Annotated in this window: 15 protein-coding genes; 7 read left to right on the plus strand and 8 right to left on the minus strand. The window is 58.2% G+C overall.

Annotated elements, in window-relative coordinates:
* The first annotated feature begins 47 nt into the window (after positions 1-47).
* Genes F8N43_RS24145 through F8N43_RS24155 form a run of 3 tightly spaced genes read left to right on the plus strand, consistent with a single transcriptional unit; the run spans position 48 to position 2834 of the window.
* Complete coding sequence (locus F8N43_RS24145) at positions 48-1361, plus strand: C4-dicarboxylate transporter DctA (protein WP_150638334.1); 1314 nt, start codon at positions 48-50, stop codon at positions 1359-1361.
* A gap of 53 nt (positions 1362-1414) precedes the next feature.
* Positions 1415-2119, plus strand: a complete 705-nt coding sequence (locus F8N43_RS24150; protein WP_084319536.1) for a FadR/GntR family transcriptional regulator — start codon at positions 1415-1417, stop codon at positions 2117-2119.
* Positions 2120-2144: 25 nt separating this feature from the next.
* The gene (locus F8N43_RS24155; protein WP_150654477.1) at positions 2145-2834 is read left to right on the plus strand and encodes a GntR family transcriptional regulator; all 690 of its coding nucleotides are present in this window, start codon (positions 2145-2147) and stop codon (positions 2832-2834) included.
* 124 nt (positions 2835-2958) lie between these two features.
* Here the strand turns inward: F8N43_RS24155 and yjiA are convergent, their stop codons facing one another.
* The 3 genes from yjiA to F8N43_RS24170 form a co-directional block, all read right to left on the minus strand.
* Complete coding sequence (gene yjiA, locus F8N43_RS24160) at positions 2959-3930, minus strand: GTPase (RefSeq protein WP_150654478.1); 972 nt, start codon at positions 3928-3930, stop codon at positions 2959-2961.
* A 161-nt stretch (positions 3931-4091) separates the two neighbouring features.
* Complete coding sequence (locus F8N43_RS24165) at positions 4092-4289, minus strand: YbdD/YjiX family protein (protein ID WP_007895266.1); 198 nt, start codon at positions 4287-4289, stop codon at positions 4092-4094.
* Between the two features lie 14 nt (positions 4290-4303).
* Positions 4304-6370, minus strand: a complete 2067-nt coding sequence (locus tag F8N43_RS24170) for a carbon starvation CstA family protein (protein ID WP_150638340.1) — start codon at positions 6368-6370, stop codon at positions 4304-4306.
* 158 nt (positions 6371-6528) lie between these two features.
* Between F8N43_RS24170 and F8N43_RS24175 the strand changes: the two genes are divergently transcribed.
* A complete protein-coding gene (locus F8N43_RS24175) occupies positions 6529-6897 on the plus strand; it encodes a PilZ domain-containing protein (protein ID WP_150630443.1) in 369 nt (122 codons plus the stop codon).
* A 130-nt stretch (positions 6898-7027) separates the two neighbouring features.
* Here F8N43_RS24175 and radA read toward each other — a convergent pair whose 3' ends face one another.
* The gene (gene radA, locus F8N43_RS24180) at positions 7028-8395 is read right to left on the minus strand and encodes a DNA repair protein RadA (protein WP_008040321.1); all 1368 of its coding nucleotides are present in this window, start codon (positions 8393-8395) and stop codon (positions 7028-7030) included.
* A gap of 654 nt (positions 8396-9049) precedes the next feature.
* Here radA and mscL point away from each other — a divergent pair.
* Entirely contained in the window at positions 9050-9466 is a 417-nt protein-coding gene (mscL, locus tag F8N43_RS24185; protein ID WP_150630442.1) for a large-conductance mechanosensitive channel protein MscL, read from the plus strand.
* Positions 9467-9507: 41 nt separating this feature from the next.
* On the opposite strand, the gene F8N43_RS24190 is transcribed toward mscL, so the two are convergent.
* Complete coding sequence (locus F8N43_RS24190) at positions 9508-10284, minus strand: ferredoxin--NADP reductase (protein ID WP_150654479.1); 777 nt, start codon at positions 10282-10284, stop codon at positions 9508-9510.
* Between the two features lie 333 nt (positions 10285-10617).
* Between F8N43_RS24190 and F8N43_RS24195 the strand changes: the two genes are divergently transcribed.
* Positions 10618-11349, plus strand: coding sequence for a helix-turn-helix transcriptional regulator (locus F8N43_RS24195; RefSeq protein WP_150654480.1), 732 nt, complete (start codon positions 10618-10620; stop codon positions 11347-11349).
* Between the two features lie 150 nt (positions 11350-11499).
* The gene (locus F8N43_RS24200; RefSeq protein ID WP_150638343.1) at positions 11500-12624 is read left to right on the plus strand and encodes a methyltransferase; all 1125 of its coding nucleotides are present in this window, start codon (positions 11500-11502) and stop codon (positions 12622-12624) included.
* Positions 12625-12702: 78 nt separating this feature from the next.
* On the opposite strand, the gene F8N43_RS24205 is transcribed toward F8N43_RS24200, so the two are convergent.
* Genes F8N43_RS24205 through F8N43_RS24215 form a run of 3 tightly spaced genes read right to left on the minus strand, consistent with a single transcriptional unit; the run spans position 12703 to position 15381 of the window.
* The gene (locus tag F8N43_RS24205) at positions 12703-12870 is read right to left on the minus strand and encodes a DUF2474 domain-containing protein (RefSeq protein ID WP_064680606.1); all 168 of its coding nucleotides are present in this window, start codon (positions 12868-12870) and stop codon (positions 12703-12705) included.
* Positions 12871-12927: 57 nt separating this feature from the next.
* Positions 12928-13935 carry a cytochrome d ubiquinol oxidase subunit II gene (cydB, locus tag F8N43_RS24210; RefSeq protein ID WP_150630438.1) on the minus strand — a complete coding sequence of 336 codons (1008 nt, stop codon included), beginning with the start codon at positions 13933-13935 and terminating at the stop codon, positions 12928-12930.
* A gap of 3 nt (positions 13936-13938) precedes the next feature.
* The gene (locus F8N43_RS24215) at positions 13939-15381 is read right to left on the minus strand and encodes a cytochrome ubiquinol oxidase subunit I (RefSeq protein ID WP_150638345.1); all 1443 of its coding nucleotides are present in this window, start codon (positions 15379-15381) and stop codon (positions 13939-13941) included.
* Positions 15382-15620 lie beyond the last annotated feature (239 nt).

Raw genomic sequence — 15620 nt, forward strand, 5'->3', positions numbered from 1 at the left:
GATGCGCCTCGCGCACGGCAGCCAGGACACCGACCAGGATTCCTCCCATGCTCAGATGGTGCTCGCGTTCAATCTTCCTTCAAGTGGTTCTCGGACTGGTGCTCGGCATCGTCTGCGGGCTGACCCTTCCCGAATATTCCGCCCAGCTCAAACCCCTCGGTGACGGCTTCATCAAGCTGATCAAGATGCTCATTGGTCTGATTGTGTTCTGCGTGGTGGTCAGCGGCATCAGCGGTGCCGGCGACCTGAAGAAGGTCGGACGCATCGGCCTGAAATCGGTGATTTACTTCGAAGTGCTGACCACCATTGCCCTGGTGATTGGCTTGGTGCTCGCGTTCACCACCGGCATCGGCAGCGGCGCGAACATTCATCTGGAGCAGTTGTCTGCCGCCGACATGGGCGACATCGCCCAGCGCGGTCAGCACATGCAAACCACCTCCCAGTTCCTGATGAACCTGATCCCGACCTCGGTCATCGGCGCCTTCGCGGAGAACAACATTCTGCAAGTGCTGCTGTTTTCGGTGCTGTTCGGCAGCGCGCTGAACCTGGTGGGCGAAGCGGCATCGGGCATTTCCCGGTTGATCAACGAGCTCAGCCACGTGATTTTCCGCATCATGGGCATGATCGTGCGCCTGGCGCCGATCGGTGTGTTCGGCGCGATTGCCTTCACTACCAGCAAATATGGCCTGGACTCGCTGCAACACCTGGGCAGTCTGGTCGGCCTGTTTTACCTGACCTGTGTGGCGTTTGTGGCATTGATTCTCGGTCTGGTGATGCGCCTGTCCGGCCTGCGGATGTGGCCACTGCTCAAATACCTGCGCGAAGAATTGCTGATCGTCATGGGCACCGCGTCGTCCGACGCCGTACTGCCGCAAATCATGCGCAAGCTTGAGCATCTGGGCATCGGCAGTTCGACGGTCGGCCTGGTGATTCCAACCGGGTACTCGTTCAACCTCGACGGCTTTTCGATCTACCTGACCCTCGCCATCGTCTTCATCGCCAATGCCACCGGTACGCCGCTGGCCATGACCGATCTGCTCACGATTCTGCTGGTGTCATTGATCACGTCCAAAGGCGCCCACGGGATTCCCGGCTCGGCGCTGGTGATTCTGGCGGCGACGCTGACAGCCATTCCGGCGATTCCGGTGGTCGGTCTGGTGCTGGTGCTGGCGGTGGACTGGTTCATGGGCATCGGCCGCGCGCTGACCAACCTGATCGGCAACTGCGTTGCCACCGTGGCCATCGCACGCTGGGAAAAAGACATCGATATCCAACGGGCAAATAAAGTGCTTTCGGGCCAGGTCGGTTATACCTTCCAGCCGAGAAAACCGGTTGCCCCGGCGCATCAGCAGGAATTTTAAACAACGTGTGCCTGCCTGCGGGCAGGCACATTTATCGCGACTTGGAGCGAACAGTGATTACCTCGTCAACCGTCGTCAATTCAGTGGTAGAAAAACTCCGGGCCGCCTTGGCCCGCGGTCAGTGGCGCTCCGGCGAAATGTTGCCGGGCCAGCGTGAACTGGCCGAGCAACTGGGCATCAGCCGCCCGAGCCTGCGCGAAGCGGTGATCGTGCTGGAGACCCTCGGCCTGGTGCGCTCGATGCCGGGCAAAGGCGTGGTGGTGCTGGACGCCAATCTCAGCGACAGCCAAAGCCATGACAGCGCGGTGGCCGGCGCGAGCCTGGAAGACGTTCTGCAACTGCGCTACACCCTTGAACCGTTTATCGTCGGCCTGGTGGCGCAATCCATCAGCAGCAAGGAAGTCGGGCAATTGCGCCTGACCCTCATGGACATGCGCGAAGCCCTGGAGGCGAACGACAGCGAGGCCGGCGTGAACGCCTACATCGCCTTCCACGAAGAGCTGTTCACCCTGACCTCGAACCCGATTTTCCAGAGCGTGGTGCAGCAGACGAGCAATGCCCTCAAGCAAAGCGCCGAGGTGCTGCGCAATTCCCCCGAGCATCTGGCTGAGCGCCTGGAAGAGAACGAAGCCGTGGTGCGCGCGATTCGCAGCAAGAACAGCGCCCAGGCCAGTGCCGAGATGCGCCGCCATATCCTTCGCGAAGGAAAGCGGATGGGCATCGAATTGAATATCCCGGACGACAACCTCGGCAGTTGAAACCTATTGAAACCGGAGACAGGCCATGAACAGCTTCGCCTCACCGCAAACTCTTGTCGCCCTGCCCTTTTCTCCGCCGGTAGATGATCTCTACTCGCGAGTCTTCGACGCCATTCTCGAGCAACGCCTCCATGCCGGCAGCCGCTTTACGGAAGAAAGCCTGGCACAGATGTTCGGCGTTCGACGCGGTGACATTCGTGGAGTGTTGACGCAACTGTCCCATCAGCAGGTCATCGTGCTGCGCACTCACCATCGTCCCCGCGTTGCAATGCTCGACAGCGAGCAGATTCGGCAGACGCTGCATGCCCGGCGACTGACTGAGACCACGGTGGTGCGGCTGGCCTGTCAGCAGCCCCATCCACAGCATTTGAAACACCTGCGCACCTTGATCGATAGCGAGCGCCTGTGCACCACGCGTGGCGCGGCGATTCGGTTGGCCGGGGAATTTCATCTGCAGTTGGCTGAAATGGCGGGGAATGCACCGTTGGCGCATTTTTTAGGCACCCTGGTGCCGCTGACTTCGCTGGCGATTGCGCAGTTGGATGTGCGGGTGGAGGGTTATTGCGAGTGGCAGGTGCATGCCGGAATTCTGGTTGCAGTAGAGCGTAGCGAGGCAGTCAAGGCGGCCATGCTGCTCAGCAGGCATCTGGATTATCTGGAGGAAACATTGCTGCCCCCGGGACCGGGCCTGAGCCAGAATCGTGTTGCTGGTTAGATCGCCATCGCGGGCAAGCCCGCTCCCACAAGGATCTCTGGTGTTCATGGACTCTGTGTACACCAGAGATCACTGTGGGAGCGGGCTTGCCCGCGATGGCGTCATCACTGACGCTACAAATATTTCAGCCCGCCGCCACCCGCGCAAACCCCTCCCGAATCTTCTCCTCCGGCAAATCATCGGCAATAAACACGATCACGCTTTCACGCGTTTCATCGTCCGCCCACTCCGTATCCCAATCGAACCCGTACAACTTCAGCACACCTTGAAAAACCATGCGCCGCGGCTCGCCAAGGATGTTCAGCACGCCTTTGTAACGCAGCAATTGCTTGCCATGATCTTCCAGCAGTTCGTTCATGAACTCGCTGAGTTTGTCGATATCCAGCGGCTTGTCAGTGCGCAGCACCAGGCTGGAAATGCGGTCGATGGAAGGCGCTTTGCTGACCGGACGCAGACTCAGGCCGCCACCGAGGTCGGCATTGAGATTGAAACCACGCACATCGAGCAGTTCGGCCAGATCGATCTGGCCGTGGTCGACCACGCGAATAGGCGCGCGACGGTTGATGCGGGTCAGGCGTTCGCTCAACGCGGTGAAGGCCGGCTCGTCCACCAGATCGCGTTTGCTCACCAGCAAGCGGTCGGCGAAACCGATCTGCGCCTGAGCGATGGTTTGGGTCAGGTGCACGTCGGCGTGCGCCGCGTCGACCAAGGTAATGATGCCGTCGAGGATGTAGCGCTCGCGCAGTTCCTCGTCGATGAAGAAGGTCTGTGCCACGGGTGCCGGATCAGCCAGGCCGGTGCACTCGATCACCAGACGATCGAAGGCGATTTCGCCGCTGTCCAGGCGTTCGAGCAACAGGTAAAGCGCCTTCGTCAGGTCGGTGTGAATGGTGCAGCAGACGCAGCCGTTGGACAGCGTCATCACTTGCACCGGCTCGTCGCCCAACAGTTGGGTGTCGATACCGGCGTCACTGAATTCGTTTTCGATCACGGCGATTTTCAGGCCGTGCTCGGCTTTGAGCAGGTGGCGCAACAGCGTGGTCTTGCCGGCGCCAAGGAAGCCGCTGAGGATCGTGACGGGGATGGGAGAGGACAACTGGAATCTCCTGTTTCACAAAGTTAAAAAACAACACAAAACAAATGTGGGAGCTAGCCTGCTGGCGATGGCGACTGTCAATCAACAGTGATGTTGAATGTTCAGCCGCCATCGCCAGCAGGCTAGCTCCCACACGGATTGCTGTTAATCCGATAACCGGGTCAACAGCACTTCGGCCCACCCTTGCCACCGTAACGAGCTTCCTGGCGTTCCCGAAAGAACATCTCGTAGCTCATCACCGGTTTGTCCGGGTGTTTGGTTTGCATATGCTCGACGTAGTTGTCGTAGTCGGGCATGCCGACCATCAGGCGCGCGGCCTGACCGAGGTATTTACCGAGGCGACTCAGGTCATTGAACATCGTGCATTCCTCGATTACGCATCCGGCAGCGCCTGGAACGGTGCTTCTTTATCCGTACGCTCTTTGGTGCCCCAGGCGGAAATACCGACCTTGAGCGCGTAGAACAGGATGCTGAACACCACGAACAGGAAGAGCGCCGTCAGCGTTGCGTTGGTGTAGGCGTTGAAGATCACGTGTTGCATCTGAGTGATGTCCTTGGCCGGGGCGAGGATCTGACCGTTGGCCAGCGCATCGCTGTATTTTTTCGCCAGTGACAGGAAGCCGATCGCCGGGTTGGCGTCGAACAGCTTGATGAAGCCGGCCGTGGTGGTGCAGATCAGCAGCCAGACCGCTGGCAGCATGGTCACCCAGACGTAGCGTTGGCGTTTCATTTTGATCAGCACGACGGTGCCGAGCATCAGCGCGATACCGGCCAACATCTGGTTGGAGATACCGAACAGCGGCCACAAGGTGTTGATGCCGCCCAGTGGATCGATCACGCCCTGGTACAGCAACCAGCCCCACATCGTGACACAACCGGCGGTGGCGATCAGGTTGGCCGCCCAGGATTCGGTGCGCTTCAGCGCCGGCACGAAAGAGCCGAGCAAATCCTGGAGCATGAATCGACCGGCACGGGTACCGGCGTCAACCGCGGTCAGGATAAAGAGCGCTTCGAACAGGATCGCGAAGTGGTACCAGAACGCCATGGTGTTTTCACCCGGCAGGACACTGTGCAGGATCTGCGCGATACCGACCGCCAGGGTCGGCGCGCCGCCGGCACGGGCGAGGATGGTGGTTTCACCGATGTCCTTGGCCACCGCTTGCAAGGCTTCCGGGGTAATTGCAAAACCCCAGCTGCTGACGGTTTGAGCCACAGCCACCACATCACCACCGACGACTGCCGCTGGACTGTTCATGGCGAAGTAGACGCCCGGTTCGATCACCGAAGCGGCAACCATCGCCATGATGGCCACGAAGGATTCCATCAGCATGGCGCCGTAACCGATGTAACGGGCGTTGACCTCGTTATCCAGCAGCTTCGGCGTGGTGCCGGAGGAGATCAGCGCATGGAACCCCGAGACCGCGCCACAAGCGATGGTAATGAACAGGAACGGAAACAGACCGCCCTTCCACACCGGGCCAGTTCCATCGACGAACTGGGTCAACGCCGGCATTTTCAGCTCTGGCATGGTGATCAGGATGCCGATCGCCAACGCGACGATGGTACCGATTTTCAGGAACGTGGAGAGGTAGTCACGCGGTGCCAGAATCAACCAGACCGGTAACGAGGCGGCCACGAAACCGTAGCCGACCAGCATCCAGGTAATCTGAACGCCATTGAAGGTGAACGCCTTGGCCCACACCGGATCGGCGGCAATCTGCCCGCCGAGCCAGATCGAACCGAGCAGCAGCAACACGCCGACCACGGAGATTTCACCGATGCGGCCCGGGCGGATGTAGCGCATGTAGATGCCCATGAACATTGCGATCGGGATGGTCGCCATCACCGTGAAAATGCCCCATGGGCTCTCGGCCAGGGCTTTGACCACGATCAGCGCCAGCACCGCGAGGATGATGATCATGATCAGGAAGCAGCCGAACAGCGCGATGGTGCCGGGGATGCGGCCCATTTCTTCACGGACCATGTCGCCCAGGGAGCGACCGTTGCGGCGAGTCGACATGAACAGGACCATGAAGTCCTGAACCGCACCGGCCAGCACCACACCGGCGATCAGCCACAGCGTGCCGGGCAAGTAGCCCATCTGTGCCGCCAACACCGGACCGACCAGCGGCCCCGCGCCGGCGATGGCCGCGAAGTGGTGACCGAAAAGGATATGTTTGTTGGTAGGGACGTAGTCCAGACCATCATTGTTGAGCACGGCGGGGGTGGCCCGTCGCGAATCGAGTTGCATCACATTGTTAGCGATGAACAGACTGTAGTAACGGTACGCAACCAGATAAATGGCCACGGCAGCGACCACAATCCACAAGGCGTTGATTGCCTCGCCTCGGCGCAACGCCACAACACCAAGAGCGCACGCTCCTACGATTGCCAGCAGCAGCCAGGGTAGATGGCGTAGCAGGCTATTATTATTTTTCATTTTATGATTCCAGCCAGGGTGGACAAGAAAGACAGCCACCCCGAGTTTAGCTCGCCTGACGGCAAAGGCCATACCCCGACATTGGTCTGGACGCCCTCCCGGCTGGCAGGCTTTGACAATGCGGGTCTATAGTCAGCGAACATTCAGAGGATTGCGCCATGAGCCAACACCCTGCCGATCGCCGCCGCTTCAAACGTATTGCGTTCGACGCCCGAACAGAGTTGTGCCAAGGGGACTTCATCTGGCCAGTGAAGTTGATTGACCTGTCACTCAAGGGGCTGCTGATCGAAAAACCCGAGCCGTGGCTGGGCGATCAGGCAAAGGTTTTTTCCGTCGACATTCATCTGAATAAAGACGTCGAGATCAAGATGGATGTGCAGCTAACGCACGACGATCACGGCCAGTTGGGTTTCGTCTGCCGATACATCAGCCTGGATTCCATAGCGCGCCTGCGACGGTTGATCGAACTCAATCTGGGGGATCAGCGGGAACTGGAGCGGGAATTGGGTGCGTTGATCGAGGTCTGACGACTCGACGCAAATCCCTGTGGGAGCAGGGCTTGCGCGCGATGGCGGTGCCAGCCCTAACACAAATGTCGGCTGACAAACCGCTATCGCGGGCAAGCCCGGCTCCTACAGTATTGGGTAATGCCTGCAGTTACTCGAATAGTGCGTCGAGGGCCTGCTCCAGACGCGTCACGGCAATAATCTGCAGCCCCGGCGGCGCCTCTTTCGGCGCGTTGCCCTTGGGCACAATGGCCCGTTTGAAGCCGTGTTTGGCGGCTTCTTTCAAGCGTTCCTGCCCACTCGGCACCGGGCGCACTTCGCCAGACAAACCGACTTCGCCGAACACCAGCAGATCATGGGGTAATGGCCGGTTGCGCAAACTGGACATGACCGCCGCCATCAACGCCAGGTCGGAAGCCGTTTCCAACACCTTCACCCCCCCCACCACGTTGAGGAACACGTCCTGGTCGTGGGTCGGAATGCCGCCGTGACGGTGCAACACTGCCAGCAACATCGCCAAGCGATTCTGATCCAGCCCCAGCGTGACCCGACGAGGGTTGGCCAGGTGACTGTCATCCACCAACGCCTGAACTTCCACCAGCATCGGCCGGGTCCCTTCCCACGTTGCCATGACCACACTGCCAGGTACTTCTTCCTGAGCACGAGTGAGAAAAATCGCCGACGGATTGGACACTTCCTTTAAGCCCTTGTCGGTCATGCCGAACACGCCCAGTTCGTTGACCGCGCCGAAACGGTTCTTCACCGCCCGCAGCAAGCGCAAGCGACCGTCGGATTCACCCTCGAAATACAACACGGTATCGACCATGTGCTCCAGCACTCGCGGCCCGGCCAGCGCACCTTCTTTAGTCACGTGGCCAACCAGGAAAATCGCCGTGCCACTTTGCTTGGCATAGCGCACCAGCAAGGCCGCGCTCTCACGCACCTGGGACACGCCACCGGGTGCCGATTGCAGTTGTTCAGTGAAGATCGTCTGAATCGAGTCGATCACCATGACCTTGGGCTTTTCGACCCGGGCGGTCGCGATGATGGTTTCAATGCAGGTTTCGGTCATGACACGCAGTTGATCCTGCGGTAATCCCAAGCGACGGGCGCGCATGGCCACTTGCTGCTGGGACTCTTCGCCCGTGACGTATAGCGCCGGCATGCTCTTGGCGAGATTGCACAAGGTTTGCAACAGGATGGTTGATTTGCCGATGCCCGGATCACCGCCGATCAGTACCACCGAACCGTCCACCAGCCCGCCGCCCAGGACGCGATCGAGCTCACTGGAGGCTGTGGAAAAACGTGGTATCTCTTCAACGCTTACTTCGGCCAGGGTCTTGATCTGCGCCTGCTGGCCTGTCCAACCGGTGCGACCGCTGGGGGCTGCTGCACCGCCGCTCTCGACCATGGTTTCGGTCAAGGTGTTCCAGGCCCCGCATTCGCCGCACTGGCCGGCCCACTTGGGGAAGGTTGAGCCGCACTCGGTGCAGCCGTACATGCGCTTGGCCTTGGCCATCTGAACTCCCGGCAAAAAACCGCGATGATAGCTCAGCTGGACTGGGTCAGTGCGACGAAGTTACCCAATGGGGCTCTACCTGAACTTGTAAAGATCCCGAGACAGCGACAGCGTTACAACTCACATAACTTGTACAACGCCCAGCACAGACAACTCCACCCAAGTTAAACCGCCCCCCACAAAGCTGTACAAGCCTTAATACTTCTCAAGCTTAAAGTACAACATTACCCAATGAACCAAGAGTTTAATACAGACATTCAGAACGATGGCTTTACGACATCATGCACAATGTATTTTTCCGGTCATTATTTTCCACACCGAGAACTTATACTTGAGATTCAGCACTGTAAAACTAATAGCACGCACACTCCCACTACACTCAATAAGCGACTTCTGCAACGCACACACTTTCAATGATAGCCACCCCCATCGCTGATCGGCACAAGCGCCTGAATGACGAGTAACGTCCTTCAGATGGATAGCGGGAACGCGCCTGGAACGAGCAGATTTACCCATCAATGATGGCATTTTGAAAACTTTTTACCGATGATCTGGTCGATAGCGGGCTAGCGCTGTAAGCAGGTGTTTCGGGCAAGAACCATTTGGCTGATTTACACTGCATTACCAACCTCATCTGTAACAAGGAAATAACCTATGGGCGTGATAAGTGAGTTCAAGGCCTTCGCGGTCAAAGGCAACGTGGTTGATATGGCGGTCGGTATCATCATTGGTGCGGCCTTCGGCAAGATCGTTTCGTCGTTTGTCGGCGACGTGGTCATGCCGCCAATCGGCATGCTGATCGGTGGGGTGGATTTCAGTGACCTGGCCATTACGCTCAAGGCAGCCAACGGGGACATTCCCGCAGTGGTGCTGGCGTACGGCAAATTCATCCAGAGCATGATCGACTTCATCATCGTCGCGTTCGCGATTTTCATGGGCGTCAAAGCCATCAACCGCTTGAAGCGCGAAGAGGCCGTTGCGCCCACCCTGCCGCCGGTTCCGACCAAGGAAGAAGAGCTGCTGGGTGAGATCCGTGATCTGCTGAAAGCCCAGAACAATCGGCCTGAATGATCTGATGCAGACAAAAACGGCGCCTCGTGGCGCCGTTTTTTTTACCAGTAATTTTCCACCGCCACGTGCCCGGGGCGTCGGCTGAGACTCAGGTGCATGTCGCGCTGTTTCAGCAACTTTCGCGTGTCATCGATCATCTGCGGGTTACCACAAAGCATGACCCGCGAATGCTCGGCTGTCAGCGACGCACCTGCTGCTCGCTCCATTTCGCCACTCTCTATCAAGGTGGTGATTCGACCATTCAAGGCACCCGGATGTTGTTCGCGGGTGACCGTGGCAATGTACTGAAACTTGTGTGCGTATTCGGCCAGATAGTCACGCTGCACCAGCTCCGCGATCAGCGCCTGATACGCCAGCTCCCGGGCTTCACGCACACTGTAGACGAGGATGATTCGTTCGAATTTCTCCCAGACCTCGAAGTCCTGCAGGATCGACAGAAAAGGCGCCACGCCCGTGCCTGTGGATAACAACCAGAGGTCCCGCCCGTCGACGAAGCGGTCAAGCGTGAGGTAACCAAAAGCCTGGCGGTCCACTAGCAGCGTATCGCCGACACCCAGCCGACTGAGCTCACTGGTGAATTCTCCCCCCGGCACCACGATGGAAAAGAATTCGAGGAACTCGTCATAAGGCGAAGAGACCATGGAATAGGCACGCCAAACAACGCTGCCGTCCGGCTTGGTCACCCCCAGCCTGGCGAATTGCCCCGCACGAAAACGAAAGCCGGGATCCCTTGTCGTGCGCAGGGTGAACAGGTTCGGGGTCAACGGCTTGACGTCGAGCAGGGTCTGGCGCGTGTATTTTTCTGCACTGGCAGTCATGGGGCGCTCCATTCAACAGATAGCGTCCAGTGTCCCGCAAAGCCTGGGAAACAAACACCCACTTTTTGTAGTGTTTTAATTTGTCATCGTGGACATTACAACGAGTATTTAAATCATTAGACGTACCACTCAGTTAAAAACGGGGCAATCACATTAAACACAGCATTCAATAGCGATCTTATTTGTTTAATTTGTTTAGAACCTGATATTTAATTTTTAACGCGCAGTAAAGCCAAAAAATCTCACCTGCCTGTAAGATTCATCCTACACTCGGCTCGTGCTGGATCTTGGATCCAAACAGCACCCCAGCAGATTGTGAAATGGAGATACAGGATGGAACGTTGGAAGGAATCACAACTCAACCAACTATCGAGAACGCTGGATATAGATACCGCGTACCCGATTGCACTTGAATTCGCGAAAAACATCGGGTTTAAATTTTTCGCCTTTTCAACTACTTATCAAACAAAAAACAACCAGTTCAACACTATCCAGCGCAACAATTACCCGGCGAGCTGGAACAAGGAATATAAACAAAAGAATTTGAGTTCGGTGGATCCGGTAGTGGCTCATTGCAATCGCTCCACGCTGCCCATTATGTGGAGCGAAACTCTTTTCTCCAACGTTCCTTCGCTGTGGGAAGCTCTTGAAGCACAAGGTTTGCAGCACGGCTGGTCGCAATCACTGCATGACGAAGAGAGCGGCCTCTGCAGCATTCTGAGCCTGGCAAGGAGCCATTGCCCGATCACGGCCCTGGAGTTGTATGAAAATCTCGGTTTTTCGATGTTCATGTGCCGACATCTTCATACGCTGATCGCACAATCACTGCCCAAGAAAATGCTGAAGCCATCCGCTCCGCATTTATCTCCCCGGGAAATCGACGTCCTGGAACTGGCGGCAGCCGGCAAGACGGCTGAAGAAAGCGCACGAATTCTGAATCTGAGTGCACGGACCATCCATTTTCACATTCAAAGTTCGATCGATAAACTCGGGGTCAGTAACAAAATTGCGGCCATTATCGCCGCCCTCAAGGCAGGCTACCTCAGCAGCACCTCGATACGTTGATCGATTAAAACCGGCGAGTAACGTACCATTTGCGATTCCTCCTGAGTGTAGACGTGCGAACCTTCACGACGCAGTGCACTCAGACGGTCTCGCCCGCTATAACGCCCCTGAGCCGCGGGATACCCGTTGATTGACCCAGAGCCCCGCCCCATGCCTTTGCTCGAAACACCCTTCGCCCGCCTCGACCTGATCCGCCAGCCAGAACAGCAGAACGAACCGTTGCAAGCGTTTGATGCCGCCGACGAGTACCTGCTCAATCATTTGGCCGAACAGCAACCGAGCGCGAACACTCGAGTGTTGGTGCTCAACGACAGCTTTGGCGCATTGGCCGCCAGCCTCGTGGGCAAGGTTCAGGTGACCAGCAGCGGCGACTCGTTCCTGGCCTTCCAGGGCCTGGAAAAAAATCTGATCCGTAACGCTCAGGCATTTGATGCCGTGCCTCGCGTGCCTGCCAGCGAAGCGTTTAGCGGCCCGTTTGATCGGGTCCTGATCCGCGTGCCGAAAACCCTGGCCTTGCTAGAGGAGCAATTGATCCGTCTGCAAAGCCAATTGGCGCCCGGAGCCCAAGTGATTGCCGGCGCCATGATCAAGCATCTGCCACGCGCCGCCGGGGATTTGCTGGAGCGCTACATCGGCCCGGTTCAAGCCTCGCTGGCGGTGAAAAAGGCTCGACTGTTAATGGCCACCGCTGAAGCGAAAGCCCCTGCGACGTCGCCCTACCCGACTCGCTATCGGCTGGATGTGCCAGCGATTGAGCTGCTCAACCACGCCAATGTGTTTTGTCGCGAAGGGCTGGATATCGGTACGCGAGCCTTTTTGCCACACTTGCCGACAAACCTCGGCGCGGCACGGGTCGCTGATCTGGGCTGCGGTAACGGCGTGTTGGCCATTGCCAGCGCACTGCAAAACCCGCAGGCGCACTACACGCTGGTGGACGAATCCTTCATGGCCGTGCAATCGGCCGCCGAAAACTGGTGCGCGGCGCTGGGTGACCGGGACGTGATCGTGCGTGCCGGGGATGGTCTGGCCGGGCAGGAACCGCAGTCACTGGACGTGGTGCTGTGCAACCCCCCATTTCACCAGCAACAAGTCGTGGGCGACTTCCTCGCCTGGCGGATGTTCCAGCAGGCGCGGGAAGCACTCGTGGTGGGCGGTGCGCTGTACATCGTCGGCAATCGTCATCTGGGTTACCACAGCAAACTGGCGCGGTTGTTCCGTGGCGTCGAACAAGTGGCGGCCACACCGAAGTTCGTGATCCTCAAAGCCCGAAAATAATCCCGGACAAAAAAAACCCTCCAGCGCGGGAGGGTTGTAAATCCGTGCCGCAAGGCATCGGGATGGGATTTTGCGAATTCAGTGGGTCGACAGGCCTGCAGCATTCATGAACATGCGCATCAGGCTCGCAACGATGAACAGCGCCACGACGCTGCCGGTCCAGATCATCGCCAACCAACCGAGCCGCTGCCACAGCGGCTTTTTCTCTGCTGCTTCGATTTCCTGCAAGGAATGTTTGCCAGCCATCATTGTGATCTCCTCTGAAATGGCGCAGGTCTCAAGCCTGCGCCATTGCCGTGTGCGCTAGTGGTAACCATCTTCATGGGTAACCTTGCCGCGGAATACGTAGTAGCTCCAGAAGGTGTAACCCAGGATGAACGGGATGATGAACAAGGTGCCGACCAGCATGAAGCCCTGACTCTGCGGCGGTGCGGCGGCGTCCCAGATCGAGATCGACGGCGGCACGATGTTCGGCCACAGGCTGATGCCCAGACCGCTGTAGCCGAGGAAGATCAGTACCAGGGTCAGCAGGAACGGGGTGTAGTTCGCATTGCGAGCCACGGCGCGGATCAAGCCATACATAGTCACGAGCACCAGAATAGGCACCGGCAGGAACCAGAACAGATTCGGCAACGTGAACCAGCGCGCGGCGATCTCGGCGTGGGCCAGCGGCGTCCAGATGCTGACGATACCAATCACCGCCAGCACCACAAAGGCCAACGGCCGCGCCAGGTTGTGCATCTGCTCCTGCAACTTGCCTTCGGTTTTCATGATCAGCCACGTGCAGCCGAGCAGCGCATAAGCCACCACCAACGCCACGCCGCAGAACATCGTGAAGGGCGTCAGCCAGTCCAGTGACCCGCCGGCGAACTGACGGTTGACCACCGGCAGCCCATCGATGAACGCCCCCAATGCCACGCCCTGAAAGAAGGTCGCGGCGACCGAGCCGCCGATGAACGCTTTGTCCCACAGATGGCGCTTGTCATCCTTGGCCTTGAAGCGGAACTCGAACGCCACGCCGCGAAAGATCAGCCCGATCAGCATGAAAATCAGCGGCAGGTACAGCGCCGAGAGCACCACCGAATACGCCAGCGGGAAGGCGCCGAACAGTGCCGCGCCGCCCAGCACCAGCCAGGTTTCGTTGCCGTCCCAGACTGGCGCGACAGTGTTCATCATCACGTCACGGTCGGTCTTGCCCGGGATGAACGGGAAGAGAATCCCGATGCCCAGATCAAAGCCGTCCATGACCACGTACATCATGATGCCGAAGATGATGATCACGGCCCAGATCAGCGGAAGATCAATACCCATGACTCAAATCTCCTTGGTCAGGCTGGGGCTGTGGTCACTTTCGGCGCCATCATCGTCAGCCGCCGACAGCGGCCGGGCCGGCGTGCGTTTCTGGCCAGGACCACCGTCGTTGGTTTCCTTGCCTTCGTCGATCTTCGGCCCTTTGCGCACCAGGCGCATCATGTAACCCAGCCCGGCACCGAACAGCGCGAAATAGACCACGACAAACAGGATCAGCGTGATGCTCATCTGCATGAAGCTGTGATTGGACGATGCGTCTGCCGTGCGCATCAAACCGTACACCACCCACGGCTGGCGGCCGATTTCAGTGGTAAACCAACCGGCAAGGATCGCGATCAGGCCGGACGGGCCCATCCACAACGCCAGGTACAGGAACGGTCGCGAGGTATACAACTTGTCGCTTTTGCGTAGCCACAGGCTCCACAGACCGGTAAAGATCATCAGCATGCCCAGGCCGACCATGATCCGGAACGACCAGAACACGATGGTCGAATTTGGTCGGTCTTCCGGCGGGAACTCCTTGAGCGCCGGCACCTGTTTGTCCAGCGAGTGGGTGAGGATCAGGCTGCCCAGGTACGGAATCTCGACGGCGAATTTGGTCCTCTCTTCTTTCATGTCCGGCCAGCCGAACAGGATCAGCGGGGTCGGTTCATCGCCGTGGTTTTCCCAGTGGCCTTCAATCGCGGCGATTTTCGCCGGTTGATGCTTCAACGTATTGAGACCGTGGAAGTCGCCGATGACCGCCTGAATCGGTGCAACGATCAGGGCCATCCACATCGCCATCGAGAGCATGGTGCGGATCGCCGGGTTGTCCTTGCCGCGCAGTAAATGCCACGCCGCCGAGGATCCGACGAAGAATGCGGTGGCGACAAACGCGGCCGTCGCCATGTGCATCAGGCGGTACGGGAACGACGGGTTGAAGATCACCGCCAGCCAGTCGGTTGGAATGACCTGGCCGTTGATGATTTCGAAGCCCTGCGGGGTTTGCATCCAGCTGTTGGACGCGAGAATCCAGAAGGTCGAGATCAGCGTGCCGATAGCGACCATCACCGTGGCGAAGAAGTGCAGATTGCGTCCGACCTTGTTCCAGCCGAACAGCATGACCCCAAGGAAACCGGCTTCGAGGAAGAAGGCAGTCAGTACTTCGTAGGTCAGCAACGGCCCGGTCACGGAACCGGCGAAGTCCGAGAAACGGCTCCAGTTGGTGCCGAACTGATAAGCCATGACCAACCCGGAGACCACGCCCATGCCGAAGTTGACGGCAAAGATCTTCGACCAGAAGTGGTACAGATCGCGGTAAGTATCGTTGTTGGTTTTCAGCCACAGGCCTTCGAGTACCGCCAGGTAACTCGCCAGACCAATGGTGATGGCCGGAAACAGGATGTGGAACGAGATGGTGAACGCGAACTGAATTCGGGCGAGATCAAGCGCCTCCAAACCGAACATAAGTCTTCCTCTGTCAGGTAATACCGGCTGAAGGCTTGCGGCCTACACCCACGGCCCCCACGGATATGGAGTGTGGCGAATTTGAATTCGTTCTTCTTTTTACAAACATCACACGCAGGGAGTCTGGCCATCTGGCCACCGAATCAATTCCACAAAGGTTTTGATCTGGATCAAGCATGGGTAAAAGAGTAGTCCGGTTTTTGACGATGGACGGTGTGGTCTTTTGCCGCGTGACAGGT

The sequence above is a fragment of the Pseudomonas fluorescens genome, assembly GCF_902498065.1.
In the GTDB taxonomy this organism is placed as follows: Bacteria; Pseudomonadota; Gammaproteobacteria; order Pseudomonadales; family Pseudomonadaceae; genus Aquipseudomonas; species Aquipseudomonas fluorescens_BJ.

Coding starts and splice junctions, on each gene's coding strand:
- F8N43_RS24145 (WP_150638334.1), top strand. CDS start 48: ATGCTCAGATGGTGCTCGCGTTCAATCTTCCTTCAAGTGGTTCTCGGA.
- F8N43_RS24155 (WP_150654477.1), top strand. CDS start 2,145: ATGAACAGCTTCGCCTCACCGCAAACTCTTGTCGCCCTGCCCTTTTCT.
- F8N43_RS24165 (WP_007895266.1), bottom strand. CDS start 4,289: ATGTTCAATGACCTGAGTCGCCTCGGTAAATACCTCGGTCAGGCCGCG.
- F8N43_RS24170 (WP_150638340.1), bottom strand. CDS start 6,370: ATGAAAAATAATAATAGCCTGCTACGCCATCTACCCTGGCTGCTGCTG.
- F8N43_RS24175 (WP_150630443.1), top strand. CDS start 6,529: ATGAGCCAACACCCTGCCGATCGCCGCCGCTTCAAACGTATTGCGTTC.
- radA (WP_008040321.1), bottom strand. CDS start 8,395: ATGGCCAAGGCCAAGCGCATGTACGGCTGCACCGAGTGCGGCTCAACC.
- mscL (WP_150630442.1), top strand. CDS start 9,050: ATGGGCGTGATAAGTGAGTTCAAGGCCTTCGCGGTCAAAGGCAACGTG.
- F8N43_RS24190 (WP_150654479.1), bottom strand. CDS start 10,284: ATGACTGCCAGTGCAGAAAAATACACGCGCCAGACCCTGCTCGACGTC.
- F8N43_RS24195 (WP_150654480.1), top strand. CDS start 10,618: ATGGAACGTTGGAAGGAATCACAACTCAACCAACTATCGAGAACGCTG.
- F8N43_RS24200 (WP_150638343.1), top strand. CDS start 11,500: ATGCCTTTGCTCGAAACACCCTTCGCCCGCCTCGACCTGATCCGCCAG.
- F8N43_RS24205 (WP_064680606.1), bottom strand. CDS start 12,870: ATGGCTGGCAAACATTCCTTGCAGGAAATCGAAGCAGCAGAGAAAAAG.
- cydB (WP_150630438.1), bottom strand. CDS start 13,935: ATGGGTATTGATCTTCCGCTGATCTGGGCCGTGATCATCATCTTCGGC.
- F8N43_RS24215 (WP_150638345.1), bottom strand. CDS start 15,381: ATGTTCGGTTTGGAGGCGCTTGATCTCGCCCGAATTCAGTTCGCGTTC.